Here is a 25,820-nt window from a genome sequence, read left to right as displayed (position 1 = left end):
AGCAGACGATTCGGCTTTAATTACACGAAGGAAAGACAGTTAGGCCTTCATGTTGGCTTTGTAGTTAATCCTCTGCGAGGGGTTTATCTGTCTGAATAATAGGTGAATTTCGTTTGACCATGTATTCATCCAGCAGGACGGCGATCAGAACTGCTGTTGGGACGGAGACCATCGCTCCCAGGATGCCTTCGAGTTTCGAGCCCAGCATTAATGCCACGATGACGGCTAAACCCGCCAGATCTACGCTGGTTTTCATAATGCGTGGGGTGAGATAGGAAGTTTCCACCTGGGCATAGATGACATAAAAGATCATGACACCCAGAACTCTTCCCCAGGAGTCGATGGCTGCGGCCAGGACGACCAATGCCATGGAAATCAAAGCACCGGCAATCGGGATGATGTTAAAGACACCCATGATGACGCCGAGAGCGTAGGCATAGCGGACTTTCAAACAGACAAAGACTATGGTGCTGGAGACCCCGAGAATCAGCATCAGCAGGAGTTGGCCTAGCAGCCATTTCCCCATTCTTACTTCTGCGCGCTGCAACGTTTCGTCCAGACGTGGACGCGTGCGGGCAGGGAAGAAGCTAAGGAGCCAACGGTAGGTGGGTTCTCCTTCCATCAAGAAATAGACGGTCAGGACAACGCCCATGATCAGGTCAAAGAGTTTCCCCACCCAGTCCTTGGCGGAAACCAGAAGGTAAGTCGCGAAGTTCGAAAGCAAGTCCTGGATCTTGCCGTTTACTGCGGAGATGTTCATCCTCTGGGCGAAGGGAAGGCTCTGCAGACGGGATATTATCTGTGGGCCCCGACTGGGCAATTCACGAACGAATTCTTGAAGATCGCTTATGACCGGGGGAAGTGCAAAGACGAAAAACAGCGTGAGAGCCGCACCGGAAACAACAAACAGCACCATGATGGCGACACCAAGCCCGGGGGACCATTTCCCGATTTTGATTCGCATAATCGCGCGCAGCACAGGCATCAAGACCACGGCGAATAGGGCACTGACATAGATCAAAATCAATACGTCACGGAGGAGCCACGCCAGATACAGTGCAAAAGCCAGACCAAAAGTAAAAACAATATCGTCGCGGCGAGTACGGCCTGCAGGAACTTCGGGTGGGTTTCCGTTCATCGTTCTGACCTTGGGCAAGTCCCTTCTTGAGGAAGATGTTTCATTGTCTCGATCAGGCGGTTTGCAACCTCTGCTGCTGAGATGTCGTCGGTGGGAATAGTGAGATGCGCCTGGCTATAGAGTGGTATCCGCTGGTCATAACGGACTTGCAGTCGTTCACGATCGTTGAATACAGGGCGGATTGTCTCTGTTCCACTGCAGCGTGAGAGAACTGTTTCCATGGTTACCCCAAGGTGAACAAACAAGGTATTAGGATGGGCCAGGATTCGTTGCCGAGTTTGGGGATGTTCGATGGCACCGCCTCCCAGGGCGAAAACTGTATTTTCCCGCTCGAGCAGACGGCAGATGGTTTCATGTTCCAATTTGCGGAAATGCGGTTCCCCGAATTGAGAAAAGATCTGGGCGATCTTTAGCCCCGACTCTTGTTCTATGACGGCGTCGACATCCTGAAAAGTCCATGCCAAGCGTTCGGCCAGAAGTCTTCCTGCCGTCGTTTTGCCCGCGCCCATAAAGCCGCAGAGCACAATTCGCTTTATCTCCACCGGAAGCCTAACCTCTTCATTCATGCGTGTTTGCATTATACGGAGAAAGCTGGTGCCGGGCTCAAAAGGGCAGATTGCAGCGGCTTCCCATCCATTTATTCAAGTAGGGGCGAAAACCTGCAAGCTTTTATCACTTGGGGGCGGGTTCTACTCGGGATCGGCCAAAGGCAATTTCTCGGACGACTTCATCATGGTGGCGGCCATCAGACCGCCACGACAGCCAATCTTGCGACCGGCTTGTGACTACTTCACCGGAATTCTATTTGGAGAGGGTTTTGCTCTCTCTTTTCAGGGCCGATTGGATGTTATCCCATACTGCCGGGCTGGGGGCGTGAATGGGCAACAGCATCTTGGCTTGGGCTGCAATATATTGCAGATCCCGAACGAGTGCAGCACAGTTGTCGCACTCTTTGAGATGAACGTCGTTACTCAAGTCCACATTGGACTCGAACAGCTCTGGTAGCTTTTCTTGAAATTCCGCGCACGTCATTGTCGTATTGCCGAACGGGCTCTCCACTAAGTTCACAGCGCGGCCTCCCTCTTCTGCCCCGACCGTAGTAAGTCCCGGAGCTTCATACGCGCCTTGTGCAATTGAGACTTGCTGTTTCCGATGGAACAATCCAGCATTTCTGCAATTTCATTATGCTCGTACCCCTCGACATCGTGTAATACGAATACTAAACGATAACCGGGAGGCAGGTTGTCAACTGCCCGTTCCAGTGTGACTCGATCAATTGATCCGGACAGAGTCAGATCTCGTGCTCCGATGTCTTTGCGTGGGCCATCATCCTGTGAGGGCTCAAGGGTCTCTTCCAGGGAAACCTGCGGAAGGCCCTTTTTACGCAAATGCATAAGTACAACATTGACTGCCAGTCTATGCAGCCAAGTGGAAAAAGCGGAGTCACCTCGAAAGGTTCCAATCTTTCGATAGAGCTGAAGGAAAGCTTCCTGAGTCAGATCTTCTGCCTCGGCTACATTGCCCAACATGCGCAGACACAGGGAATAGACACGCCGTTTGTGTAACGAGTAGAGCATCTCGAAGGCCATGGAGTCACCCCCCTGCGCCTGCTCGATAGCTTCTGCCTCGCCGGCAATGGGTGGATTCCTGCGTAAATGCTGATGGGAAGGATCTGGCTGCGAAGTACTCACCGGCACCTCGTGAAGAGCCACTGAAACTGCATACGTCTCGCTTTCCGGCAAGTCTTTTTCACGCTTTGTATTAAGAGCCATTCGAGCATATCTCTCTTCTAAAAAAAATCAAAAAGCACTACCGACCTACTGGGTTTGAACCCGGACTCCGGAAGCTGGTTGTCCCTCATTTGAGCTTCCGGAGAATAGTTCTTTTTCTCTGTTATTAGCTAGTCTTTTCGGCTCCGCGGTCCGAAAAAAGTTTTACGTTTTCACTGCTCGTGTGAATTAGTTTCTAAAAGACTTAGAGTCTTCCTGGCTACCGGGGGTTGGCTGTAGCCTGTTCCCCGGCTCCAGCAGCCCGTCTCATCTATTGAAAACAATATTTTTACGATCCGATAAAGCGCGCGTAGAGGCTGCGAGCGACCATGGTGTCTGTGGTCCCTTGCACGATTGCACGCCCATCAGCGAAAAGGGTAAGAACATAATTCCCATATTCAAAGCGCAAAAGCAAATCATTGAAACGGACATTTCCGTGAGAGGAGAGCCGCTCCTTCATGGCCTGAAAGTTTACCGGGCGATGATGTTCGTGAATTTGGACGGAATTTCGTCCACACAAGGTGATATGTGGACGCCCCTCTCCCCTCAGGTGGGTGAAGTCATGCTGGTCGCATACGGTACAGCCCTGTCTGGGCTTAGCTGTCGAGACCTCGGAACGCTCGTTTTGCCAGAGATCATGGGAAATCAGAGATCTTCTCATCTGCTCTTTGGCCCCGACCAGGTACTTAAGCGCTTCGGTTACCTCGATTGAGGCGGCCAGATTCACGGCTGTATTCAGGATGCCGGCGGTTTCGCAGGTCTCGGTTGGACCCGAAGGTGGTTTGGGAAAGATGCACGCCAGACACGCTGTTTCTCCCGGCAGGATGTTCATGGATACGGCGTACGCCCCTACCGCTCCGGCGTAGATCCAGGGACGGTTCTGTTCCACGGCAAAGTCGTTGATCAGGTAGCGGGTTTCGAAATTATCAGTGGCATCCAGAACCAAATCCGCATCTGCCAGCAGTTCCTGGATATTATCCGGAACCAAATCGGCGACGTGTGCCTCGACGGCAATTTCACTATTGAAAAGCGCGATCTTCCGCCGGGACGCTTCAGCTTTGGGCAGAGCTTCTGCTGCATCCGCTTCATCGAACAAGACCTGTCGCTGCAGATTACTTGGTTCGACGTAGTCCCGGTCAATCAGTGTCAGCTTACCGATTCCCGCTCGAGCGAGAAGTGTAGCTGCCGCGGCGCCTGTTGCCCCACAGCCAACCAGGGCGACATGAGATTTACGAATCCTCAGCTGCCCCTCTTCTCCGATTCCCCGGTAGAGTACCTGTCTTGAGTATCGTTCTCTATCGAATGCTGTCTCTGATTGGAGTGAGGTCATTGTTTCTCATTAGTATAGAAGGGGAATGGGATGTGCCATTTGATGGCGAGGAATGAAATACTCTTTTATTGTCGTCAGATGCATCTGATTTCAAAGATTTTGTTGCAGTAAGGGGACGAAGTGCGCTTGTTTGGAATTCGGTTGCTACGGCTGCACCGTACTTTTTTTCTGGGAATTTGCTTTTCCCTGACATCGGGTACGTTTGGCCAGGCTCAGGATCCCAATATGTCTCCGTCCGGACTGCCGCCCGCACTAAATTCTTCTCAGCCTGCACAAGGTGCCGGTGGTGCTGTACTTGAGGATGCCCGCCCGGTGTCAAGCCAGCCTGCTGCTGTTTCCGTCTCTAATACGAGCACCAATGTTCTCCGTGCCTGGGAGGGATTGAAGATTGCCAAGATCGAATATCGTGGTGTCTCTGCTCGGGAGCTTGACCCTCTGCCCTCCCAGGTTCCGCTTCGGGTTGGAGACAAACTAGATTCCGAACCAGTGCGAGAGACTCTTCGCCGTCTCTATGCAACGGGTCTTTACCAAAGTATCCAGATCGAAGGAACCCGTACCGGGGATTCTGTCTCGATTGTGCTTGCCGGCCAGCCACGAACTTTCGTTGGAACGGTGGATGTGCTTGGAGTAAAGAGCGACTTGTTAACCACCCATCTGACTCGCGCTACCCGCTTAAGCCCGGGAACGAGGTTTTCGCAAGCGAGGTTGACCGAGGCAGACCATTACATTCACCAGACGCTCGAGGAGAATGGTTACTACCAGGCGACATTTGGCCGGACAGAACGGCAGGATGAGCATCAGCAGATCCACATCACCTATACGGTTGTTCTCGGCAAGCAGACACGAATCGGGAATGTGACCGTTGATGGCGATAGCGGATTATCTCTCTCCACCTTTCGCAAAAAAGCCAAACTGAAAAAAGGGGGGAAGATCGATCACGATACTACCTCTCGCGCCCTGAGCGGCTTGCGGAGAAACTACCAGAAGAAGGGGCTCCTGGAGGCTAATGTGAACCTCCATTCCACTAAATATCGCCAACCTGAAAATCGTTTGGATTATGACTTCCAGGCTAGCCAAGGGCCATTGGTAAACGTTGTGATCCAGGGGGCGACCCTCTCTCGCGGGAAGATGAAGAAGTTGATTCCCGTATATGAAGAAGGCGCTGTCGATGAAGATCTTCTGAACGAGAGCGATCGTAACTTACGCAATTACTATCAGCGTCTCGGCTATTTCGATGTCAAGGTCTCACACCAGGAGGATCAGGTTTCGCAAAAAGAAACGAAGATCATCTTTAATGTGAATCTTGGTCCTGTGCACCGTGTCGATTCCGTTCGCATTACCGGTAATCAGTATTTTGATACCGATACTCTTACCGATCATCTTTCGGTTCATGAAGCCGATCTTTTGGATCATCACGGAGTATTTAGCCAGGCTCTTGTAAATACCGATGTCGATAGCATTAAGGCCATTTATCAGAACAACGGCTTCTCGAACATTAGCGTCGATCCCGTCATCAAGGACACCGACGAGCAGATGCGAGGCAAAAAGGGAACAGCGCACCTGCAGTTGGAGTATGTAATAAAAGAAGGTTCGCAGCAGCGGATTGGCAAAATTAATATTTCTGGAATCAACAAGATTTCGGTTGCCGAGCTACGGCCCTTGATGAACTCGGAGGTAGGGCAGCCCTATTCTCCTACGGCTCTTCTCGGAGATCGCGATGCTGTTCTGACCTACTACCTGAGCAAGGGATTTACCAAAGCTCAGGTAAATGTGGAGCAGGCAACGGATCAGGCGAATTCCCGTCTGGTAAATGTCTCTTTGAACATTTCAGAAGGAGACCAGACATTCGTCCGTAATGTCCTGATTTCCGGACGACACTACACGCGTCCTTCGACCATCCGAAGAGAACTGGCGCTTCATCCCGGAGATCCTCTGAACGAAACCGCTTTGCTGAACACCCAGAGGAATCTATATGATCTGGCACTGTTCAATGAAGTAAACACGGCTATCCAGGATCCCACTGGAGATTTACAGCGAAAAAATGTGCTCCTGCAGCTGTCTGAAGCTCGCCGCTGGGATCTGAGTTACGGTTTTGGTTTCGAGGCGCAGACCGGGACTCCACAGATCAATTGCAGTGAGCAAAACAAAGCTATTATTCAGCAGCTTTTCGGAAATACCTATCGCTGCAATCCCAACGGTGGTGTCGGTGCCAGCCCGCGAGTTCTCTTTGACGTGACGCGATCGAATCTGGGTGGCCGGGACCAGTCCCTTACTTTTCGTTCCACCTATGGCTTGCTCGAACAACGGGTAAACCTCATCTATCAGGCTCCGCGCCTCTTTGGTGGTTACAATTACGGACTCACAATTTCCGGCGGGTACAACAATAGCCAGGATGTAACCACGTACGCTTCCTCCAGGCTGGAGGCCTCTGTCCGTGTTACTCAGCATTTTCTCGATCCAGGTTCGTTGCTGAACAAAGCGAATACTCTCATCTACCAATATTCGTACCGGCGTGTTGAGGTTAGCGATATTCAGGTTTCAATCAGCCAGATACCGTTGCTCTCCGCACCTGTCCGAGTAGGTGGGCCTGGTTTCAGCTGGATTCGCGACACCCGGGATGCTCCTCTCGATGCTCATCGGGGAACCTACAGTTCTTTTCAGGACTTTCTCTCGTCTTCAAAATTTGCCTCTGAGGCAAACTTCAATCGGGTGGATCTGACGAACTCCAGCTATCATTCTTTCGGAAAAACTCCCTGGGTGCTAGCGCGCAGTACCCGGTTTGGCTACGAGCGGTCCTATGGTGCCGATGAGCAGATGCTGATACCTTTGCCGGAACGTCTCTATGCCGGAGGAGGAAACTCTCATCGCGGTTTCCCGATTAACTCTGCAGGACCGCGCGATCCTGAAACCGGATATCCTGTCGGCGGTGCTGGAGCTTTTGTGAACAGTACGGAATTCCGGTTGCCTCCTCCCACATTGCCATTCTTCGGGAATAGCTTGAGCTTTGTCATGTTCGAGGATATGGGGAACGTGTTTCACAATTCGCGGGATGTTTGGAGCAGCTTGCTGAGATTTCAGCAACCGCATCGCGATACATGCAAAGATCTGAGCGACACGGTCAAAGGGAAGAGTACTTCGACTGGCTATGAAGGTCCTTGCAGCTTCAATTACTTCTCCCATGCTGCAGGATTGGGCCTGAGATATCACACACCCATCGGGCCTGTCCGTATGGACTTTAGCTATAACCTGAATCCTCCCATCTATCCTGTGATTTACGATCTCACCAGCAGTAAGTCTACAAAGCATGTTGGCCAGTCAGATCACTTCAACTTCTTCTTTAGCTTGGGGCAGAGCTTTTAGTGAAACATCTTTTCCAACAGACCGGCGTATTGCTCACCATGCTGATTGCCTTGGGAGCATATGCTGTCCCGTTTTCGAAAGCACAGGCTTCCCCTCAGGGGGCGCAGCCTGCCCTCCTGGATCGAGTGATCGCTGTTATTAATGGAGAGGTTCTGCTCGAAAGCGATCTGGAAGAAGAGATGCACTATGCTGTTCTACAGCCCTATACTGTTCCGCCGGGACAAAATGACAGAGCAAGGGCGTTGCGTCGTCTCGTAAATCGCACTCTGATTCTGCAGCAGATTCACGAGATGAATATGCAGAATCTGCATCCCAAAGAATCTGAGATTATGCAGCGAATTACGGAGATGCGCCGGCAAATTCCTGCATGTGCGCATTACCAATGCCAGACGGAGGCCGGGTGGCAGGCCTTCCTTCGCGATAATCATTTCACTGTGGACCAAGTAAAGGAGCACTGGCAGCAACGGCTGGAGATCCTTACCTTTATTGAGGATCGTTTCCGTACCGGAATCAAGATTCCGAAGGAAGATATCGAGAAATACTATCGCGAGATACTTGTTCCTCAATTCGATAAGGAGAAGGTCCGTCCTCCGGAGTTGAGCACGATCAGTAGTCGCGTAGAAGAAATTCTTTTGCAGCAGAAAGTAAATGAGCTTTTGCAGGACTGGTTGAAAAGCCTGCGCCAGCGTGGTGGGGTGGAGATTCTTGATCCCGAATTCCAGAGCCTCGCTTCTCCTGATGAAGAAGAGGGAGAAGGCGCGTGAGCATTCAGCCAAGCCAGCAGCAATCGGAGACAGTTACTGCTCCGCCTAAAAAGATCCTTCGATGGAAACATTCGGGAATTGTCCTGCTTTCTGTTCTGGGGATTTTCCTGATCTGCTGCGGCTTTCTTTCCTGGTATGCAAATACTCCTCAATTCCAGAACAAAGTGAGGCGATATGTAATTGCTGCAGCGGAGCAGGCTACGGGCGGGCGTGTTGAGCTGCAGGGGTTTCGCTGGCGTTTGCTTCATCTGGAAGTAGAAATCCAGGGACTTACGATTCATGGACTTGAGGCTGCCACCGAAGTCCCTTATCTGCACATTGATAATCTGCGGGCAAGGGCCAAGATCATCGCATTTTTGTCTCCCAAGATTGGATTGAATCTGTTGGAGGTCCAGCACCCGGTCTTTCACCTGATCGTCTACCCGGATGGGACAACCAATCAACCAAGGCCAAAGGAAGAGCGGAATGGAAGACCTCTGAAGGACAGGCTCTTTGATCTGGCTGTGGACAAGGTTGCAATCGACAACGGTCTTGTACTTTTGAACCAGAGAGAAATCCCCTTCAATCTTGCGGGTGAAGACCTAAAGGTTCTGATTGCTTATAAGCCAGGGGCTCAGCAGACGGACAGCTATATCGGGAGTCTTGCAATCTCCGATCTGGTAACCCAGCGCGCTAAAAGAGCCGCCGTACATAGTCATCTTGAGATGAATCTCGAGATGGCCAGAAACGATATTGCCCTGAAGTCTTTCCGCCTCACGAGTAAAGGCACCTCTCTCGTTGCTGCTGGAGCACTCAATGATTTCAAGCGCCCGAGCTGGCAATTCGTCTCTTCCGGCAACCTTGATATTCGAGAGCTGGATGATTTGACTGAAGTTGAGGGCCTGGAGGGTGGTACTGTCGAGCTGAGCCTGAAGGGAAGCGGCAGTTCCGACGGGAAGTGGGATGTTTCCGGGGACGTGAAAGCTAAATCGACGACTTATCACACCAAAGACGTAAATCTTCAGCGGGTGAATGCCAGGATGAAGGTTCGTGCTACCCAGGACGAACTGACTGTGGCGGGTGTCCGTGCAGATCTTCAGCCCACGGGACATGTGGATGGATACTTTCGCCTGATCAACTGGCTTACTGCGACTCCGGAATTGGAGGGGAAAGCTGAGGCAAAGGGCGAAAAGAGGATTCGGGAGCAGGCGATTATTCGTGCAACGCTCAACAGCGTTCCCTTGAGCACCATCATGTTCGCCGTTGCCGACCCGGGATATCAGGACATTGGATTCGAAACATCGGTATCTGGTCCAGCAAACGTCGATTGGACGGGACGGTCGAAGTATCTGACTGTCGATGGGAATCTCCGGTTTACGCCTTTGGCGCACACTCCTGCCGGCGAGGTCCCGCTCTCCGGCATTGCCGAAGCTCTATACGACAACCGCGAGGGTACGGTGAAGATTCGTACCGTCGATCTCCAGACGCCCGCCAGCAAGATTACGGTGACTGGAGGTCTCGGAGTCTTCCCGATCAGTCGGCCCTCACAAACGAGGGTCGATCTTACCACCTCGAATCTTTCGGAGTTTGACAAGACTCTTTCCATGCTGGGTCTTAATTCCGGCGAGAAGCATGGCTCATCGGCTCTGCCGGTACGACTACAGGGGCAGGCGGAATTTCACGGTACATTTACGCAGTCTTTGCGAGATCCGGATATCAAAGGGAACTTGCAGGTATCGAACTTCCAGACCTTGTTTCAGCGCGGGCCATCTCCTGGTGGTCAGCCTTCTCAGCAGGTCCCAGCCATTACGTCCTTGCAGTGGGATCATCTGGATGCAAATGCCGAATACTCTGCTCGTGCAATCACCGTGCAGCAAGCTACGGTAAATCGCGGCAAATCGGTGGTTCATCTTTCAGGGCAGTTGTTATCGCATTGGCTTGATGCCCGCACAAGCCATTTCGACGAGTTTTCCGGGATCAATGCGAACGTTCAAATCCAAAATGCCTCTGTTTCGGATGTGCTGGCGATTGCCGGACAGGATCTTCCCGTGACAGGGACGATTACCTTGAACAGCCGCGTCGTTGGACAGTTGAATAATCTTTCTGGCGGTGGGCATGTCTCGGTACAGGGCGGGCAGATCTACGGGGAGTCTTATCGTAGCGTAGCTAGCGATATTGTTTTTTCAGGTGAGGAGATTGGCCTTTCCAAGCTGACTCTTCTGCAGAATGGCGGGCAGATTCAGGGAAATGGCGGTTACAACTTCCGCTCCAAGGCCTTCCACGTCGAGGCTACAGGCAGCGGTTTTGAACTAGCCCACTTCCAGCGGATTCAGAATTCCAAATACCGGCTTGCCGGCCGTCTCAATTTTCAGGTGCAAGGGAAGGGAACGCTCCAGGAGCCCTCGATGACTGCCCAGGCCCATCTGGTGAACTTTACCGTTGGAGACGAGGCTTTGGGCAACGTGAACATGGATGCCCATACACAGCAGAGGAGGCTCTTTTATCGAGTTACTTCGGGATTGAAGGCTGCTCACCTGGATATCAATGGGCAGACGGATTTGCAGGGGAATTATCCAACTCAGGCGAATCTGAGCTTTACCCAACTCGATATCGACTCCCTTTTGAAAATCGCCGGAGTTGATAGTATCCATGGCCATTCGGCTATAGCCGGTTCGATGTATGTCGCCGGTCCGGCGAAGTATCCCCGCCAGATGAATGGTGAGGCGAAAATTAATGAATTGGGCATGACCCTGCAAGGGGTGTCGCTGAAGAGCGATGGCCCTGTCCATGCGGTGCTGCGTGATGGTGTCCTTCATCTTGATCCTCTGCACATTACCGGCGATGGGACGGACATCCGCGGAGACGGGAATGTTGGAATAGTTGATCGCCACGATCTGAACCTGCGTATGAAGGGTTCTGTGAATATGCAGTTAGCTCAGGCCTTTAATCCTGACCTTACTGCCTCTGGAGTGGTCGATTTTAATCTCGATGCCGCAGGAACCACTGCTCATCCGGATCTGCACGGGAACGTCCAGTTTAAAAATGCTTCGGTCACCTTTGGGAATTTTCCCAACGGCCTTAGCCAGATGAATGGCTATTTGCAGTTCAACCAGGATCGCCTGGAGGTACGCAGCCTGACTGCCATGACCGGTGGCGGCCAAGTATCGCTCAAGGGGTATTTCACCTACCAGTCGGGACTTTATGAGGATCTGACTGCTACCGGAAAGAATATCCGTATTCGATACCCCCAAGGAATCAGCTCTGTTGTCGATACCAATCTCCGGTTGCAGGGTTCAAAGAACAGCCTGGTCTTGAGCGGCAATGTGCTGATCACGCGTTTCGCCCTAAATCCGAACCTTGATCTGGCTGCCTTTGCTGGTGCAGGGAATAGCCTTTCTCCTGTGCCGAATCCGAATGCTCCCGAGAATCGTGTGCGCTTGGATGTTCGGATTACCTCCGCGCCTGCTCTCAATTTCCAGAATTCTTTTGCAAAGCTGGCTGGCGATGTAGACCTTCGCATCAGGGGTACCCTGGCTACTCCTAGTGTTTTGGGGCGTATCGCAATTACCGAGGGCAGCGCCGTTTTTGCTGGAACTCAATATCAGCTTCAGCACGGAGAGATTTTCTTTACCAACCCCGTTCGGATTGAACCGAACATCGATATCAATGCGGCCGCCCGGGTGGAAACCTATGACATTATCATCGGCGTGCATGGCACCCCAAATAAGCTGAATTTTAGTTACCGTTCCGAGCCTCCGTTGCCCCAGGCGGATGTAATTGCATTGCTGGCGATTGGTCGTACCCAGGACGAGCAGCGGAGATACCAGCAACAGCAGCAGGTCGGCGCAAATAACACGACAGATGCACTCCTGAGCGGGGCCTTGAATGCTACCGTGTCCAGCCGCGTCCAAAAACTTTTTGGCGGCGGAAGTGTAAAGATCGATCCTACATTTGTCGGCTCCCTGGGGAACTCGAGTGCTCGTATTTCTGTCGAACAGCAGGTTTCAAAGCATGTCACCCTCACTTACGCAACGAATGTAAACTCAACCGCCCAACAGCTTATTCAGGCGGAAGTTGCGTTGACTCGGACTGTCTCCTTGCTGGCGGTGCGAGATGAATCCGGGGTGTTTTCCATGGTCTTAAGGGTCCATCGCCGTTATCGGTAGCATCCTGTAAAGTTGGGCCTGACTGCGATTACCTCTTCGTGGCAGCGGCGTCTCTTCAATAGATGAAGAATAGACGGAGAAAACACTTAATGTTCATGCATCGAAAGCTTCTTATTTTTGCAACTAATTGAGGGGGATGTGCGTTTCTAAATATGCGGGTCGGCCTGAGTCGGTGCAGGGCCGAAGGAGGGAATGGATGAAAGCTGTAAGATATGTCTTGGCTGTTACTCTTAGTGCCGGGGTCCTTTTTGGCGTAACTCCGGTTACCTTTGCCGCTTCCTTAAGTTCTGGACAGAGCAATACTTCGGGCTCGTCTCAGAACGATTCAGATTTACAGGCAGAGGTTCAGAAGGCGCTTAATAAGTCACAGTTTAAGAACGTTCATGCTTCTGTTGAAAATGGAATCGTAATCTTGGGTGGCACTACTGACCTTTATGAATACAAGGCCGAAGCAGACAAGAAGGTCCATCGGTTGAAGGGAGTAAGGGCGGTTCAGAACCAGATCGAGGTAGCGGGCTCAGGCGACATGAGCGATCACGATCTCCAGCAGCGCATTGTCGAGAAGCTTCAATATGACCGTGTCGGTTACGGGAACACGTTCAATGCCATTGGAGTAAATGTGCAGAACGGTGTGGTGACCTTGAGCGGCCATGCGCGGACTCCTGTTGACAAAGACTCCGCCGTTTCGCTGGTCAGCAATACCCCGGGAGTAAAAGACGTTGTCGACGACGTTGAGGTGGATCCAGTTTCACCGATGGATGATCGCATCCGGCTTGAAGTAGCTCGTTCCGTTTACGGCTATGCGACATTGAATCGATATGCTCTCAACCCGGCTAAGCCAATTCGCATCTCGGTGCAAAACGGGCATGTTGAGCTAAACGGGGTTGTCGATTCTCAGGCCGACAAAGATACAGCCAATATCCGAGCGAACTCGGTCCCTGGCGTATTTAGCGTGACGAATAATCTTGTGGTTGCAAATCAACCGAATGAAAAGAAACGTCGGTAGACCCCGGTAAAGTAAAAAGATAAGGCCCTGCGGAAAAGATTCTGCAGGGCCTTATCTTTGCGGCGAAGCAAATTTCCTCATTTTTCAGCGCAAGGGTTCCAAGATAGACTGATTCTGGGGGACTTTGCATCACATGCCGTTCGTTCGTAGTCTGGGTACTACCTTAGAGATGATCAAATGGGAGCACTCCATCTTTGCTCTTCCATTTGCGCTTACCGGAGCGATGTTGGCCTCCGGAGGATTACCTCCCTGGCAGAAGTTAAGCTGGATAGTGGTTTGCATGGTTACTGCTCGTTCGGCAGCGATGGCCTTCAATCGCTGGGCAGATGCAGATCTGGATGCTGCCAATCCTCGGACAAAGAATCGGGCTATTCCTGCCGGACTCCTTTCGCGCAGGTTTGTGGCCAGTTTCACGATTGTGATGTCAGCGTTATTTCTATTTGCAGCGTCACAATTGAACCACCTGACTCTGCTGCTGTCTCCAGTAGCCCTCGCCGTGGTTCTTTTCTATTCCTATACAAAGAGGTTTACTCGCTGGGCGCATCTCTTTTTGGGCTTGTCCCTGGGAATAGCGCCTGCAGCTGCATGGATTGCGGTAACCGGCAATCTCGATCCACGCATTCTGGCTCTCATGTTTGCTGTGCTTTTTTGGGTTGCCGGATTCGATGTCCTTTATGCTTGCCAGGATTTTGAGCATGACAAGAAAGTCGATTTGAACAGCATTCCGAAGGCTATCGGAATAGCCCCAGCCTTTATGGTGGCTCGTTTCATGCACGGAATCATGATTGTGCTTCTCTTTTGGCTGGCTCATCTTTTTGCCTTAGGAATGATTGCCTGGATCGGAATCATCGTTGTGACGCTTTTGTTGTTATACGAGCACGCTATTGTTTCTCCGAACGATTTGTCACGGCTGAATGCTGCCTTCTTCACCATGAATGGCGTAATTTCGGTCCTGTTTTTTCTTTTCGTGGCAGCAGATTTGTTAATCCTTCACCGATAGAGCATCTTCTTGGAAAGAGATAGACCAAGCTACAAGGACTTACGTAGCTTTAGAGCAATTCCAGCGTTAATGTACCTAACCCAATATTGGTGAAATGCCGCGTTCTTTGGCAGAAAGCGGCGTAAGATTTCGCGGCTCCAGGCTACGGCTACGCTGGAATTGCTTTCGCCAAAGTCGGGGAGCGCCTACAAAGAACCAAAGGCCCCATCCTTTCTCGAATACATCGGAAAGGATGGGGCCTTTTATTGGTGTTGGAATATAGAGTCCTTATTTAAGCTTTCCAGTTACACCTTTACCTATCGTGATTGCTTCGCCTTGGGTTGCTTCAACGGTGAAGTTCTTGGCGTTAACCTCGGCGTTGCTGACCTTCATGCCGTTGGTCGCCTTGATACTTACATTGCGAAGAGTAAGCCCCTTGATGGGAGATTCAGGCAGTCCTTCGATTACCCCAGCGTTTTGGCCTCCAGTGGCCTTTACGTTTTCGAGCGTAATGTCATGAAAGTGAGGTGTCAGTGCGGTAACAGGTTGAGGCTGATCCTCTCCTGCAGGACGCTTGGCCCCATAGTACTGGGTCAGAATGACAGCATTCCGGACATTCTCCATCGTGATATCGCGAAAGAGGAAATTTCCGATGTCATTGCCGCGATCACGGCCCGACTTGATGCGAATTCCATTATCCGTGTCTTTGAAGGTAATGCGTTCGGCACGCACATTCTGCACTCCCCCAGAGATCTCACTGCCAATAGAGAGTCCATGGCCATGAAGAAAGGTGCAATCGGTAATGGTGATGTCTTTACTCGGTGCGTCGCCTCCTGAAGATCCAGGTTGGCCGCTCTTGATGGCAATGTTGTCATCCCCCGTGTCTGCATAGACGTGATCGATGATCACATGCGTGGAAGAGAAGGGATTGATGGCGTCGGTATTGTGCGAGACTCTGTTAGGCGCGAGCACCTTGACATTGCGTATGACAATGTCATCCGAGTAGTAGGGGACGATCTGCCACATCGGAGAGTTCTGCACTGTGATGTTTTCGATCTTGATGTGTTTGCAGTGGTCGAAGACGATAAGGCGCGGCCTGACCCGATAGTCTTCCGACTTCGTATCCCACCAGCTCAATCCATTGCCGTCAATTGTGCCGCCTCCGGTGAGAGTGATATTTTCTGCGTTCACTGAACCCACGAGCGATTGTCTGCCCTTGTCGCGAAATTCGGTCTTGAAGGGATAATCGCTGTGATCAGGACTTCCCAAAAGGCTGGCGCCTGTCTCTACATCAAGAGTGATATTGCTTTTCAAAACAATGGGAGTACTCAGGAAAGTACCGCCAGCCAATTTGACGATGCCGCCACCTTTTTTTGCGCAATCGTCGATTGCTGCCTGGATAGCTGCTGTATCTTTTGTCTTTCCATCACCCTTTGCCCCATAAGTGTGGACATCGCAGGTGGTCTTTTGTGCTAAGGCAGGAGCTGTGCAAAGCATTGCAGCCAGCAAAGAAAGAGCCGGCGCGGCTAGCTGCCGCCCGGCTCGACTGGACATAAAAACTCTCTTCATCTTCTAGTCCTTGCTTGTGACGCGTTCAATAAAAATTGGCTACTCGAGAACGTTCGGCAATACCAGTGAACGTACCGAGGGATGCAGCTTGACCCATAGGCCAGGATTTTCGTCCAGTTGTGCGGCTAGTTTGGCCGGGTCGCTCGATAGCTGTGTATCGAGTACACGACGATAGGTCTTTTTCTTCGCAGGGGCTGTATCGGCGTCGACGATGGACTGCACGATTCTCTTCGATTTCAGAATTACGGCAGGTCCCATAGTCAGAATGTACTTGGCTTTACGGCACTGCGCCTCATCCTCTGCCGTTACCTTGATGCCGCCAGCACGGAATTTGGAGATATGGTGCTCCAGAATCGTGGGAGAGATAGGAATCAAGCCTGCAATATCGCGATCAATTGCGCCTGAACCGGGGCGTATATAGGCCAGGTGTGAGGCATCGTTTGCTTCTGGGCCATGTCCGAGAAAGAAGATATCCGGTCCACCTAATTCGAAAAGATGCTGGATGTAACGGGTTAACTCCGTATGCAGATCGGTCGCATCTGTGTGTAGCTCATAAAAGCCTGCAATCTTGGTGAAGAAGGCCGGGCCTAGCAAACGGCGAAAGTCGTAAGTGAAGTTCAGTGTTGAGCTCTGGGGCATCGGCGCGAGCGCGTCTTGCATGAAGACATGCAAGCGTCCGAACCATTCTTCGACCTTGGGTTCTGCCGCCAGTTGTCCGAGCTTGCGATGCAAGGCCTGCGCTCCGCGGCCTCCAAGAAGCAGGATGACAATGTTGCCGCTCTTTGTGCGGGCAACCTGACGAAGTTCTTCCAATTGTGCTTCGCCTACTGCTTCTTCCGTGGCGACAACTTCAGGCTTGATTTCGTGGGGGTGAAGCTCAGGCGCTTCTGCCTGAGGTAAAGATAGCCAGTGATTCGCACCAGCTTCGCGGATTTCAATCTTGGACAAAGTTGCCGTCGACACTTCAACCTTCTTTCGTGCGCTGAGTGGGAACTAGGCGCTCGCGCAGCTTGTATAATTGGTCCAACCAATTATACTCGTCTCTGTTTTTCTTGCCATCGAATTTTTAAAGTTATTTCTCCAGTACCGAAGGGTCCTGCGGGGTACAGACGAGGCGTGTTTGGAGAGGGGCAGGCAAGATAGAGTTCAGTGGTTTTTTAGAAATTGGATGGTCCACTAGTCCTGTTATTAGGGCAAAACCAGCGTTACTATGTCCTATCCAAATTCGGCGATACGCAGGTTTTCTTGAAGAAAAACCTGCGTAGGGAGTTGTGGTTCGGGATACACCTACGCTGGTTTTGCTCTAGGACGTCGTAACGAAAGGGCTCAGGCAAGGCTCAAATCTGGGCCTTGCTCTCATGGGAGGATCTTTGAAGCGATAGATAGTCTGGTTCGAAAGAGATACTGAATCAGGACGAGGTCGCACTCAGGCGACGAAGTGTAAGAAACCAGATGGGGAAGTGTCTGGTTTCTAGATTGCTGTATTTACCTTTCGCGGAAGCGTATCCATCTCCATGCTTTCGGCAGGTGTTACAGGAGGATGCTCAGCCTCTTGAGCTGCTTGAGCCTGGGTAAGGTGATGTTCCATCAATTCACGGGCAAGCTTGGCATTTCTGGTTCGAATTGCCCGGTAAATCTCCCGGTGGCAATCTGCGGATTGCTTCAGGTCCGTCGCATGGTTTACCGATTCACGCCTGCGTTCATAGATTGCTGCCGTTACCGTCTCCATGAGGGCTGCAAGAATGGGATTGTCGGAGGCAACGGCCACGGTGCGGTGGAAACGCATGTCATGAATCAAGTATTCATGCGGATCTTCCAGGGCAGCGTACATTTCCGCTACTTCTTCTGCCAGAACGGCCAGATGTTCGTCGGTAGCCCGATCTGCTGCCAAGCCGGCCATGCTCTTTTCCAGGGTGATACGAGCTTCGAACATCTGCTTCAGATTGAAGCCATGTAGAGCGGCCAGGACATTCAAGGAAGAACCATTCAGGGCTGGCGGGCCATCTGCCACAAAGGTTCCCGCTCCATGTCGGCTCTTCAGAACCCCCATCGCCGCCAGGAAGCCAATTCCCGCTCGCAAACTGGAGCGGCTGATATGGAGTCGCTGCGAAAGCTCTCTCTCCGGGGGAAGCCGATCACCTTGCTTGAGCTCGCCTCGCTCAATCATGGACCGGATATGGTTCACCACTCTGGTTGTCAAGAGGTTGCTTGGAGTCGTTTTCATTCTGATTGCCGTACATCTACTTTCCCGACTGGTAGGACCCTGCCGTGTATATCGCTGCGGAGACTATCACGTTTGACGTAGTATTTCCAACTATTTGCGATTTTACATAATGGGAATTTAGAGGGAAGTGAAAACCCTTATGAATCGTTCATGTTATGTTGTCCACCCGGACAATGCAATACCTGTTCGGTCAGAGGTATGACCGCACTGACAGAAATGCCACATTCACCATCGAACCATTTTTGCTGCAGGATGCTTTAGGGAATAAGGCGGGTGTTTTTCTATCGAGAGGTCCGATCAATGACCTTCTACTTCTTTAAAGTATGGTAAGAAATCCAACCACTTAGGACCGAAAGGATGTCGGCGGGAGTTTTCGGTGGACCAAATTAAAAAGCTGAGCCCTGCGCTTGGGCAGGGCTCCGATCAACTCATCTGGAGATCATGCTGTCCGCTTGTCTTTGCGAACATTCTCTTTGTGTTCATCGATCCGGTCGTTGACGCGATCACGGATATTGGACACCGTATCGGTAATGTTTTCACGGGTTCGATTCGCTTCCGCCTCGGACTCGCGGCGGTCCCGATCAGCTTCTTCCTGCACCGCGTCCTTCACATTTCCCCACGTCTCTTTTGCGGCACCCTTTACTTGATCTGCCACTCCTTGGTTTGCCAAGTGCTGATCTCCGAGTACCTCGCCAGTTTTTTCTTTGAGACGTCCGGTTACCTGGTCTATCTTTCCGCTGATTTGATCCTTGTTCATAATCTGGCTCCTTTGACCTCGCGATGCGTGGTTTTCCAGTTTTGTATTTAGGTCGTGTCTAGATGCAGCTTCAACTTCGGAGCTTCGTTAGCACTTGCTACTTCGATCGAGGCGTGCATCGGAGCTGCTCCCGACTGCAGAGCAGGCTTTCCCAGGGAAGGGAAGAGTTGTTCAACTGTGCTGTGACTTCTGGGTTGTAGCGTTGATCTGAATGCGAGCTCGTAACTACTGTTCTCAGACCACGGTTCTTCGTCCGCCACCGATGAGCTGGATGAGCAATACGACAAGCGCCACCACCAACAACAGGTGGATATACCAAGCCACTACGTGGAATCCGACAAACCCCAGCAGCCAAGCAACCAGCAAGATGATAAAAATAGTCCAGAGCATCTTCGTCTCCACTCCTTTGGAATCTCTGTCTAGAGCTCTTCCACTCTTAACTCTGGTTGAAGGAGATGAGGTACAGCTTGTGAAAAGTTGTCCTCGGAACGTTCCAATCTAACCGAGCAGAAATGCTCTAACGGTGTGGTGTGGTGCGCAGTAAACAAATGAGGTTGCCGTCCGGCCTCTAATTTTTCACGGAGTACTTGAAAGTCATGCAGATAGCGATACAAGGAGAACCGGGTTCCTTCAGTCATGAAGCCACTCTGAAATTAGAGCCACAGGCAACCATTGCTCCCTATCCTGTTTCCCGCGAGGTGTTTCGTGCGGTGGTAGAGGGGAAGGTCGATGCAGCAGTGATTCCGATCGAGAATAGTCTGGCAGGCTCTGTTGCAGAGCACTACGATCTTTTGCTGCATCACAATGTTCTGATTGAGAGAGAAACACTGTTACGTATCCGGCATAATCTGATTGCTATGCCGGGCACTGAGATAAGTAACATTCGCCGTGTCTTTTCTCATCCTGTTGCTCTGGCCCAATGTCGGCAGTTCTTTGCTGACCGTACCGGAGTTGAAGCCGTGCCGTTTTATGACACGGCTGGCAGTGTGAAGCATGTCTGTGAGACACAAGATCGCAGTATCGCGGGAATTGCCAGTGCTGCAGCGGCTAAGTTCTACGGCGGAGAGATTTTAGCTGCCGGAATTGAAGATAATCCTGCCAATTACACAAGATTCTTCCTTATCCGCCGGTCGGAACTGGTAACTCCGAGTCTTGAAGCGACGAAGGTTTCCTTGGCTTTTACTGTAGAGAACAAGCCTGGAACGCTGGTTGCAGCCTTGCAGGCTTTTGCTCAGCAGCAAACCAACCTGACCAAAATTGAGTCTCGACCTGTTCCAGGAAGGCCTTGGGAGTATGTCTTCTATGTCGATTTCTCTCTCAATACTCCAGGTGTCATCGATCCGCTGCTTGCGGCTCTTCGGCAGCAGTGTTCAATGGTGAAAGAGCTGGGCCGGTATATGGATGTGCCTCGCGAGATTTAGAGCGTTTTTCGCATAGTCGGGTAACAATGAAAAGGGCGCTGCCAAAAGCAGCGCCCTTTCACTATGGACCGAAGCTGGTCTAGCTAATTCTGAATAGGCGAAAGCTCCATGGGCTCCGTTAACGAAAAGACGATATTAGAGTCCTTGGGCAATTCGGCCTGCGGGTTATGGAGCAGCTTGTGTGTGGTAACAATTCCGGCGCCTACAAGCGTTCCGATCAAAGCTCCCGGAGCTCCTCCGAACTTTGCACCAATGAGTGCCCCACTACCTGCAAACATGGCATATTGCGCTACATCGCGCTTGCCATGGGATTGTGGCGTGATAGAACCTTCACTGGTCGCACGTGTATCGGTCCCCTTGGTGTCTACAACCTGCGCATGCAATTGATACTTGGATCCATCGGGCAGAATGACTACATCCGGGCGCAGATGCAGGGTGGCTCGGCTGCCGAAGTGGTTTCCCTCGTTGACTTCGGTAACACGTCCCTTGATCTCGGAGCCTGCGGGAATGATCACCTTTCCATCCTCAATCACATTCACGGTGACTTTGGACGAGAACGGTTGTCCCTGCGGTGTTTCCTTGGTTGAGAGAGCGGTCAGAAGGGAAGCATAAATAGGGGTTCCAGCTCTCAATTCCCCTGGCTTGGCCGGTGGTACTTCAACGATGTCGCCGTCGGGAATTGTCGGAGTGGTGCGCGTGTGCAGTGTCGTGGAACTGGTGGTGCTGTCGCCGGTGGTAGTATTGGCGCTTGCCACGGTTGCTGCCGGAGGCAGGCTTACAATATCGGCATCCGACGCAGGAACGATCGTCTGATTTGTCTGTGTCGCAGGTTTGGGCGTGGCTGGGACAGCCGGATTCGGCTTTGCTGCTGTTGCAGGTTTAGGCACATCGGTGCTGGAGGTGACAACGATACTGTCATCCGCAGGAGGATGGGAGACGCCCTCATAGGGGCTCGGCTTGGCGTCTTGCTGTGCTACCAATGTCAAACTACTGGCAAACAGCAGGGCCATAGGGAACTTTTTCGTCTTCATTCCTTCGCTCCGATTCTGTGACTGAGGTATAGAATCAGCCTCAGCAAATCTTTTAAGTGCTTTTACATAGACGGGCGAACAGCAATTTTGCCAACAAGCCTTCGTCTTTGGCACTGTCTTCATGGACCCTGAATGGAGTGCTAAGTTGTCATACTCCTTTGACAACCTGGATACCCACCATAGGCGAGTATGAAAACATGTCCAAAGTAAGGCTATCTGAGCTGCACAGCCGAAGCTAGAGGCTCTGCCGGGAGCGTATCTGAAAGGTTAACGGCTTCCCGGGGGATGAATGCCGGATCTTCCTGTGTCGCAATGTGATGGCACGCACTGAAGCCAGATTCAAGGGGTTTGCTAGAATCGCGTGGGGACAAAGAAAAGTTTTTCTTGAAAGGGAATTCACTCCATGGGTGAGTTCGTTGGCAGTATTAGCAGTGCGGCCGGTGATGAAATCCCTGTTGATCGCCGTCCGAAACTGAAAGACCGGCTACAGCATCGCATTTTGAGGACTGATATGACTGAAATTGTTGCTATCCATGCGCGGGAGATTCTTGATTCTCGCGGAAATCCTACCGTCGAAGCCGATGTAGTGTTGGAATGTGGCGCACTTGGCCGTGCCGCCGTGCCCAGTGGCGCTTCCACTGGCGAGCATGAGGCCGTCGAGTTGCGTGATGGAGATAAGGCTCACTACCTGGGCAAGGGCGTTCTGCAGGCGGTAGAGAACGTGGAGAGCGTTCTGGCTCCGGAACTCGTCGGAATGGATGCAAGCAACCAGCGTTTGCTGGATGCCACCATGCTCAGCCTGGACGGAACTCCCAACAAGGGTCGCTTGGGCGCCAATGCCATCCTCGCTGTTTCGATGGCAGCTGCCCGTGCAACCGCAAATGCTTTAGAGATTCCTCTTTATCGTTACCTGGGCGGCATCAACGCCTCCACTCTGCCGACGCCGATGATGAACATCCTCAACGGTGGCGCTCATGCAGACAACAACGTCGACTTCCAGGAATTCATGGTTATGCCAGTCGGTGCCGAGCGTTTCTCCGACGCACTGCGCTGGGGTGCCGAAGTCTTCCACACCCTGAAGGGCGTGCTGAAGAAGAAGGGCTATAACACCGCAGTTGGTGATGAGGGTGGTTTTGCTCCTTCTCTGAAGTCGAACACTGAAGCCATCGAAGTCATCCTTGAGGCCATCCAGCTGGCCGGTTTCAAGCCGGGTGAGCAGATTGCCATTGCTCTGGATCCTGCTTCCAGCGAGTTCTACGACAAGGAAAAGGCAAAGTACGTCTTCAAGAAGAGCGACAAGAGCGAGCGCTCCAGCGAAGAAATGGCTCGTTTCTGGGATAACTGGACCCGTCAGTATCCGATCGTTTCGATCGAAGACGGTCTGGCCGAGGACGATTGGGAAGGTTGGAAGTTCCTGACCGACCTGATGGGCAGCCGCATTCAGCTGGTCGGTGACGATCTCTTCGTGACCAACACCAAGCGCTTACAGCGCGGTATTGAAGAGGGTGCAGCAAACTCCATCCTGATCAAGGTCAACCAGATCGGAACTGTTAGCGAAACGCTGGAAGCTATCGAACTGGGCCGCCGTTACGGTTACACCTCGATCATCTCCCACCGCAGCGGTGAGACCGAAGATACCTTCATCGCCGATCTCGCAGTGGCGACAGGCGTGGGCCAGATCAAGACCGGTTCCGCTTCCCGTACGGATCGTATTGCCAAGTACAACCAGCTGCTTCGGATCGAAGAAGAGCTCGGTCAGGCAGCGACCTTCCTGGGATTGGAAGCCGTCAACTTCGGCGATTAATCCCGTCCAAAACTCAACGCGGCCCGGAGCCTCAGCTCCGTGCCGCGTTTTGCGCTTTCCAAGAGGATCCCCACTTGAAAACTCTTCTTACCTTCGCAGCGCTTGTTTTCCTCTCTGTTTCTTCTCTTGCTCAGCAAACAAAGTCGGCGAAATCCATCTCCGAGCAAACTGCAACGGGGACGGTCTCTCCTCCGCAACATCCAATTACAGCTGAGCAGACACGCGAGCTTTTTGAGCTGGGTGGCGTTAAATCAATGATGGAGCAGTTTATTAGCCGTGCTTTGCTGGCACAGCGTTCCTCTGCGCCGTATATTCCTGCTGCGGTGTGGGCAGATTTGACGCAAAGCCTACTCCAGGTCGATTTTGCAAAACTTTTGACGCCTACCTATCAAAAGTACCTTTCTCAAGAGGATGCCGAGCAGATTGCAGCCTTCTATCGAACTCCAGCCGGGAAACACCTCCTGGAGGTCATGCCTCAGGTGATGACAGACGCAGCCGAGGTGGGTAGCCAGGAAGGTCAGCGGATCGCCATGGATGTTCTGCAAAGGCATCAGCAAGAGATTCTGGATGCCAAGAGGAAGTATGATGAACAACAGAACAAGCCTGGAGCAGATTTGCCAAAAGCCCCTTCTTCTGAAAGCAAACCGGACGGGGCCAAGTAGGTTCAGCTTGTTCCAAAACTTCTCGGGACGAGGGAGCGGAGAAGCTACTTTCTCGCCGTTTCACGCCGGGTGAGCCTGCCTCAAGCAGCAAAAGAACGTGATGCTTAGCACAGGTTGTACCTCTTGCGTCGCGTATCCTGAGATTGAATACATAAACCGAAAAAGCTTCTGCAAACGACGAGGGAAAGCAAAACTGTGTCGATTCGTAAAAGACCACTAGTGCTGACGATTCTTGATGGCTGGGGCTATCGTCCCCAATTGGATAACAATGCAATTGCGCAGGCGCGTAAACCAACGTATGACAAGCTGCTGGCAGAGTTTCCAAACACTCTGATCCAGGCCTCGGAACATTTTGTTGGTCTGCCCGACGGGCAGATGGGAAATAGCGAAGTCGGTCACCTGAATATCGGCGCCGGTCGTGTTGTCCAGATGGACATCACTCGAATCGATGCTCTGGTTGCCTCCGGAGAAATAACAAATCAGCCGATCATTGTTCAGGCCATGAAGCGCGCACGTGAAGGTCGCCAGCTTCACCTCTTTGGTCTTCTCTCCGATGGGGGTGTTCACTCTCAGCAGCATCATCTCTATGCTTTGCTGCGTGCTGCCCGCGAGCATGGCGTTGAGAACGTGTTTGTCCATGCCTTTATGGACGGCCGTGATACCTCTCCAACAAGTGGAGCTGCTTATCTTGCCCAACTGGAACAGAAGATGCGGGAATATGGCGTAGGCAAGATCGCCTCTGTTTCCGGCCGCTACTACGCTATGGACCGCGATAAGCACTGGGAGCGTGAAATCAAGGCTTTTGATGCAATGGTGAAGGGGAAAGCCGAAGGTGGAGCTTACACCGATCCTATTGCGCACGTGAAGGAGTGCTATAACAACGGCGTAACAGACGAGTTCATCATTCCGTTCACCGTTGTCGATAGCCAGGGAAAACCGGTTGGTCTGATCCGCGACGAGGATGTTTGCATCAACTTCAACTTCCGCGCCGACCGTGCCCGCCAAATTACTCGTGTTCTTGCCCGCAATAGCGGATTGAACAAGCAGGGTGGCCGCGATCTTCCTGGAGCAGAAGAACTCGACAATACGATTCCCCGCAATGAGGTTCCGAAGGATCTTTTCTACGTCTGCATGACGCAGTATGACAAAGCCTTCGATTTGCAAATGATCATCCTGCCGGAATCGATGGAAAATTTGCTGGCCAACATGCTCGCTAAGGCGAATCTTCGCAATCTGCGCGTCGCCGAGACCGAGAAGTATGCTCACGTTACCTACTTCTTTAACGGAGGTATCGAAACCCCGTTCCCGGGCGAAGATCGTGTCCTGATTCCTTCGAAGAAGGTAGCAACTTACGATCTGGCTCCGGAGATGAGCGCAGAGGCCATTGCCGATTCGATCATCAAGGCTGTAAACGATACTGCATTCGATCTGGTCGTTTCGAATTTCGCTAATGCCGATATGGTTGGTCACTCCGGCAAGATGGAGCCGACTATTAAAGCTATCGAGGCTATTGATGCGCAGCTAGAACGTGTGTATCAAGCTGTTAAGCAAGCCAGTGGTATTTGGATGATCACAGCCGATCACGGTAATGCCGAGCAGATGGTAGACCCGGTCACAGGCGGTCCACATACTGCTCATACAACAAACCCTGTTCCGTTCATTCTGGTCAGTGAGGCTGGAAAGAAGATTGGAGTCCGTTCCAACGGATCCCTGCGTGATATTTCGCCGACGATTCTCAGCATGCTGAATCTGGATCTTCCAAAACAGATGACCGGTGGAGATTTGCGTCAGAAACTGGTTTAGTTTTATCTGGTAGTTTGTCGGTAGGCAGGCCTCTTCTTAAGGAAGAGGCCTGTTTTGC

At 51.9% G+C, this 25,820-nt stretch carries 20 protein-coding genes; 10 read left to right on the top strand and 10 right to left on the bottom strand.

Annotated features, from left to right (window positions below; translation table 11 throughout):
* Positions 1–64: 64 nt before the first annotated feature.
* The gene (locus AC6I7T_RS04825) at positions 65–1,138 is read right to left on the bottom strand and encodes an AI-2E family transporter (RefSeq protein ID WP_497792185.1); all 1,074 of its coding nucleotides are present in this window, start codon (positions 1,136–1,138) and stop codon (positions 65–67) included.
* The gene (locus tag AC6I7T_RS04820) at positions 1,135–1,680 is read right to left on the bottom strand and encodes a shikimate kinase (protein ID WP_497792184.1); all 546 of its coding nucleotides are present in this window, start codon (positions 1,678–1,680) and stop codon (positions 1,135–1,137) included. The genes AC6I7T_RS04825 and AC6I7T_RS04820 overlap by 4 nt, the downstream gene beginning before the upstream one ends.
* 52 nt (positions 1,681–1,732) lie before the next feature.
* On the opposite strand from AC6I7T_RS04820, the gene AC6I7T_RS04815 reads away from it, so the two are divergent.
* Positions 1,733–2,143 (top strand): hypothetical protein, encoded by a 411-nt coding sequence (locus tag AC6I7T_RS04815; RefSeq protein ID WP_497792183.1) that lies wholly within the window; start codon positions 1,733–1,735, stop codon positions 2,141–2,143.
* A gap of 59 nt (positions 2,144–2,202) precedes the next feature.
* On the opposite strand, the gene AC6I7T_RS04810 is transcribed toward AC6I7T_RS04815, so the two are convergent.
* Together AC6I7T_RS04810 and AC6I7T_RS04805 are read right to left on the bottom strand one after the other, a co-directional pair.
* On the bottom strand, positions 2,203–2,910 hold the full coding sequence (locus AC6I7T_RS04810) for an RNA polymerase sigma factor (RefSeq protein ID WP_497792182.1): 708 nt from the start codon (positions 2,908–2,910) through the stop codon (positions 2,203–2,205).
* Positions 2,911–3,196: 286 nt separating this feature from the next.
* Positions 3,197–4,237 (bottom strand): ThiF family adenylyltransferase, encoded by a 1,041-nt coding sequence (locus AC6I7T_RS04805; protein WP_497792181.1) that lies wholly within the window; start codon positions 4,235–4,237, stop codon positions 3,197–3,199.
* Positions 4,238–4,462: 225 nt separating this feature from the next.
* On the opposite strand from AC6I7T_RS04805, the gene AC6I7T_RS04800 reads away from it, so the two are divergent.
* The 5 genes from AC6I7T_RS04800 (at position 4,463) to AC6I7T_RS04780 (ending at position 14,512) form a co-directional block, all read left to right on the top strand.
* Positions 4,463–7,597: a BamA/OMP85 family outer membrane protein gene (locus tag AC6I7T_RS04800; protein ID WP_497792180.1), complete on the top strand. Its 3,135-nt coding sequence runs from the start codon at positions 4,463–4,465 to the stop codon at positions 7,595–7,597.
* On the top strand, positions 7,597–8,361 hold the full coding sequence (locus AC6I7T_RS04795; protein ID WP_497792179.1) for a peptidylprolyl isomerase: 765 nt from the start codon (positions 7,597–7,599) through the stop codon (positions 8,359–8,361). The genes AC6I7T_RS04800 and AC6I7T_RS04795 overlap by 1 nt, the downstream gene beginning before the upstream one ends.
* On the top strand, positions 8,358–12,506 hold the full coding sequence (locus AC6I7T_RS04790; RefSeq protein WP_497792177.1) for a translocation/assembly module TamB domain-containing protein: 4,149 nt from the start codon (positions 8,358–8,360) through the stop codon (positions 12,504–12,506). Before AC6I7T_RS04795 ends, AC6I7T_RS04790 begins: the two co-directional genes overlap by 4 nt.
* A 196-nt stretch (positions 12,507–12,702) precedes the next feature.
* Positions 12,703–13,512, top strand: coding sequence for a BON domain-containing protein (locus AC6I7T_RS04785; protein WP_497792176.1), 810 nt, complete (start codon positions 12,703–12,705; stop codon positions 13,510–13,512).
* A gap of 133 nt (positions 13,513–13,645) precedes the next feature.
* Positions 13,646–14,512, top strand: coding sequence for a UbiA-like polyprenyltransferase (locus AC6I7T_RS04780; protein WP_497792175.1), 867 nt, complete (start codon positions 13,646–13,648; stop codon positions 14,510–14,512).
* A 267-nt stretch (positions 14,513–14,779) separates the two neighbouring features.
* On the opposite strand, the gene AC6I7T_RS04775 is transcribed toward AC6I7T_RS04780, so the two are convergent.
* The 5 genes from AC6I7T_RS04775 to AC6I7T_RS04755 all read right to left on the bottom strand — a co-directional run bounded on the left by AC6I7T_RS04775 (position 14,780) and on the right by AC6I7T_RS04755 (position 19,431).
* On the bottom strand, positions 14,780–16,045 hold the full coding sequence (locus tag AC6I7T_RS04775; protein WP_497792174.1) for a glycoside hydrolase family 28 protein: 1,266 nt from the start codon (positions 16,043–16,045) through the stop codon (positions 14,780–14,782).
* Between the two features lie 54 nt (positions 16,046–16,099).
* Complete coding sequence (locus AC6I7T_RS04770) at positions 16,100–17,023, bottom strand: sugar phosphate isomerase family (protein WP_497792173.1); 924 nt, start codon at positions 17,021–17,023, stop codon at positions 16,100–16,102.
* 508 nt (positions 17,024–17,531) lie between these two features.
* Positions 17,532–18,284, bottom strand: a complete 753-nt coding sequence (locus AC6I7T_RS04765; protein ID WP_497792172.1) for a FadR/GntR family transcriptional regulator — start codon at positions 18,282–18,284, stop codon at positions 17,532–17,534.
* Positions 18,285–18,723: 439 nt separating this feature from the next.
* Positions 18,724–19,041 (bottom strand): CsbD family protein, encoded by a 318-nt coding sequence (locus AC6I7T_RS04760; protein ID WP_497792171.1) that lies wholly within the window; start codon positions 19,039–19,041, stop codon positions 18,724–18,726.
* Between the two features lie 234 nt (positions 19,042–19,275).
* Entirely contained in the window at positions 19,276–19,431 is a 156-nt protein-coding gene (locus AC6I7T_RS04755; protein ID WP_497792170.1) for a lmo0937 family membrane protein, read from the bottom strand.
* 206 nt (positions 19,432–19,637) lie between these two features.
* Here AC6I7T_RS04755 and pheA point away from each other — a divergent pair, with 206 nt between their 5' ends.
* Positions 19,638–20,462 (top strand): prephenate dehydratase, encoded by an 825-nt coding sequence (pheA, locus tag AC6I7T_RS04750; RefSeq protein ID WP_497792169.1) that lies wholly within the window; start codon positions 19,638–19,640, stop codon positions 20,460–20,462.
* Between the two features lie 83 nt (positions 20,463–20,545).
* Here pheA and AC6I7T_RS04745 read toward each other — a convergent pair whose 3' ends face one another.
* Positions 20,546–21,493 carry a TraB/TrbI/VirB10 family type IV secretion system protein gene (locus AC6I7T_RS04745; RefSeq protein WP_497792168.1) on the bottom strand — a complete coding sequence of 316 codons (948 nt, stop codon included), beginning with the start codon at positions 21,491–21,493 and terminating at the stop codon, positions 20,546–20,548.
* A 403-nt stretch (positions 21,494–21,896) separates the two neighbouring features.
* Here AC6I7T_RS04745 and eno point away from each other — a divergent pair, with 403 nt between their 5' ends.
* From eno to gpmI, 3 genes are all read left to right on the top strand, one after another.
* Complete coding sequence (gene eno, locus AC6I7T_RS04740) at positions 21,897–23,297, top strand: phosphopyruvate hydratase (RefSeq protein ID WP_497792167.1); 1,401 nt, start codon at positions 21,897–21,899, stop codon at positions 23,295–23,297.
* A 74-nt stretch (positions 23,298–23,371) separates the two neighbouring features.
* Positions 23,372–23,959, top strand: a complete 588-nt coding sequence (locus tag AC6I7T_RS04735; protein WP_497792166.1) for a DUF2059 domain-containing protein — start codon at positions 23,372–23,374, stop codon at positions 23,957–23,959.
* 195 nt (positions 23,960–24,154) lie between these two features.
* On the top strand, positions 24,155–25,762 hold the full coding sequence (gene gpmI, locus AC6I7T_RS04730; RefSeq protein WP_497792165.1) for a 2,3-bisphosphoglycerate-independent phosphoglycerate mutase: 1,608 nt from the start codon (positions 24,155–24,157) through the stop codon (positions 25,760–25,762).
* The last annotated feature ends 58 nt before the right edge of the window (positions 25,763–25,820 follow it).

It is taken from the genome of Humiphilus diazotrophicus, assembly GCF_059726315.1.
Note: the sequence above shows the minus strand (reverse complement) of the source record. Positions and strands in the feature narration are given on the sequence as shown.

Excerpts from the sequence above, each read along its gene's own strand:
- AC6I7T_RS04825 (WP_497792185.1), bottom strand. The coding sequence starts at position 1,138 with ATGAACGGAAACCCACCCGAAGTTCCTGCAGGCCGTACTCGCCGCGAC.
- AC6I7T_RS04810 (WP_497792182.1), bottom strand. The coding sequence starts at position 2,910 with ATGGCTCTTAATACAAAGCGTGAAAAAGACTTGCCGGAAAGCGAGACG.
- AC6I7T_RS04805 (WP_497792181.1), bottom strand. The coding sequence starts at position 4,237 with ATGACCTCACTCCAATCAGAGACAGCATTCGATAGAGAACGATACTCA.
- AC6I7T_RS04800 (WP_497792180.1), top strand. The coding sequence starts at position 4,463 with ATGTCTCCGTCCGGACTGCCGCCCGCACTAAATTCTTCTCAGCCTGCA.
- AC6I7T_RS04785 (WP_497792176.1), top strand. The coding sequence starts at position 12,703 with ATGAAAGCTGTAAGATATGTCTTGGCTGTTACTCTTAGTGCCGGGGTC.
- AC6I7T_RS04780 (WP_497792175.1), top strand. The coding sequence starts at position 13,646 with ATGCCGTTCGTTCGTAGTCTGGGTACTACCTTAGAGATGATCAAATGG.
- AC6I7T_RS04775 (WP_497792174.1), bottom strand. The coding sequence starts at position 16,045 with ATGTCCAGTCGAGCCGGGCGGCAGCTAGCCGCGCCGGCTCTTTCTTTG.
- AC6I7T_RS04765 (WP_497792172.1), bottom strand. The coding sequence starts at position 18,284 with ATGAAAACGACTCCAAGCAACCTCTTGACAACCAGAGTGGTGAACCAT.
- AC6I7T_RS04760 (WP_497792171.1), bottom strand. The coding sequence starts at position 19,041 with ATGAACAAGGATCAAATCAGCGGAAAGATAGACCAGGTAACCGGACGT.
- AC6I7T_RS04755 (WP_497792170.1), bottom strand. The coding sequence starts at position 19,431 with ATGCTCTGGACTATTTTTATCATCTTGCTGGTTGCTTGGCTGCTGGGG.
- pheA (WP_497792169.1), top strand. The coding sequence starts at position 19,638 with ATGCAGATAGCGATACAAGGAGAACCGGGTTCCTTCAGTCATGAAGCC.
- AC6I7T_RS04745 (WP_497792168.1), bottom strand. The coding sequence starts at position 21,493 with ATGAAGACGAAAAAGTTCCCTATGGCCCTGCTGTTTGCCAGTAGTTTG.
- eno (WP_497792167.1), top strand. The coding sequence starts at position 21,897 with ATGGGTGAGTTCGTTGGCAGTATTAGCAGTGCGGCCGGTGATGAAATC.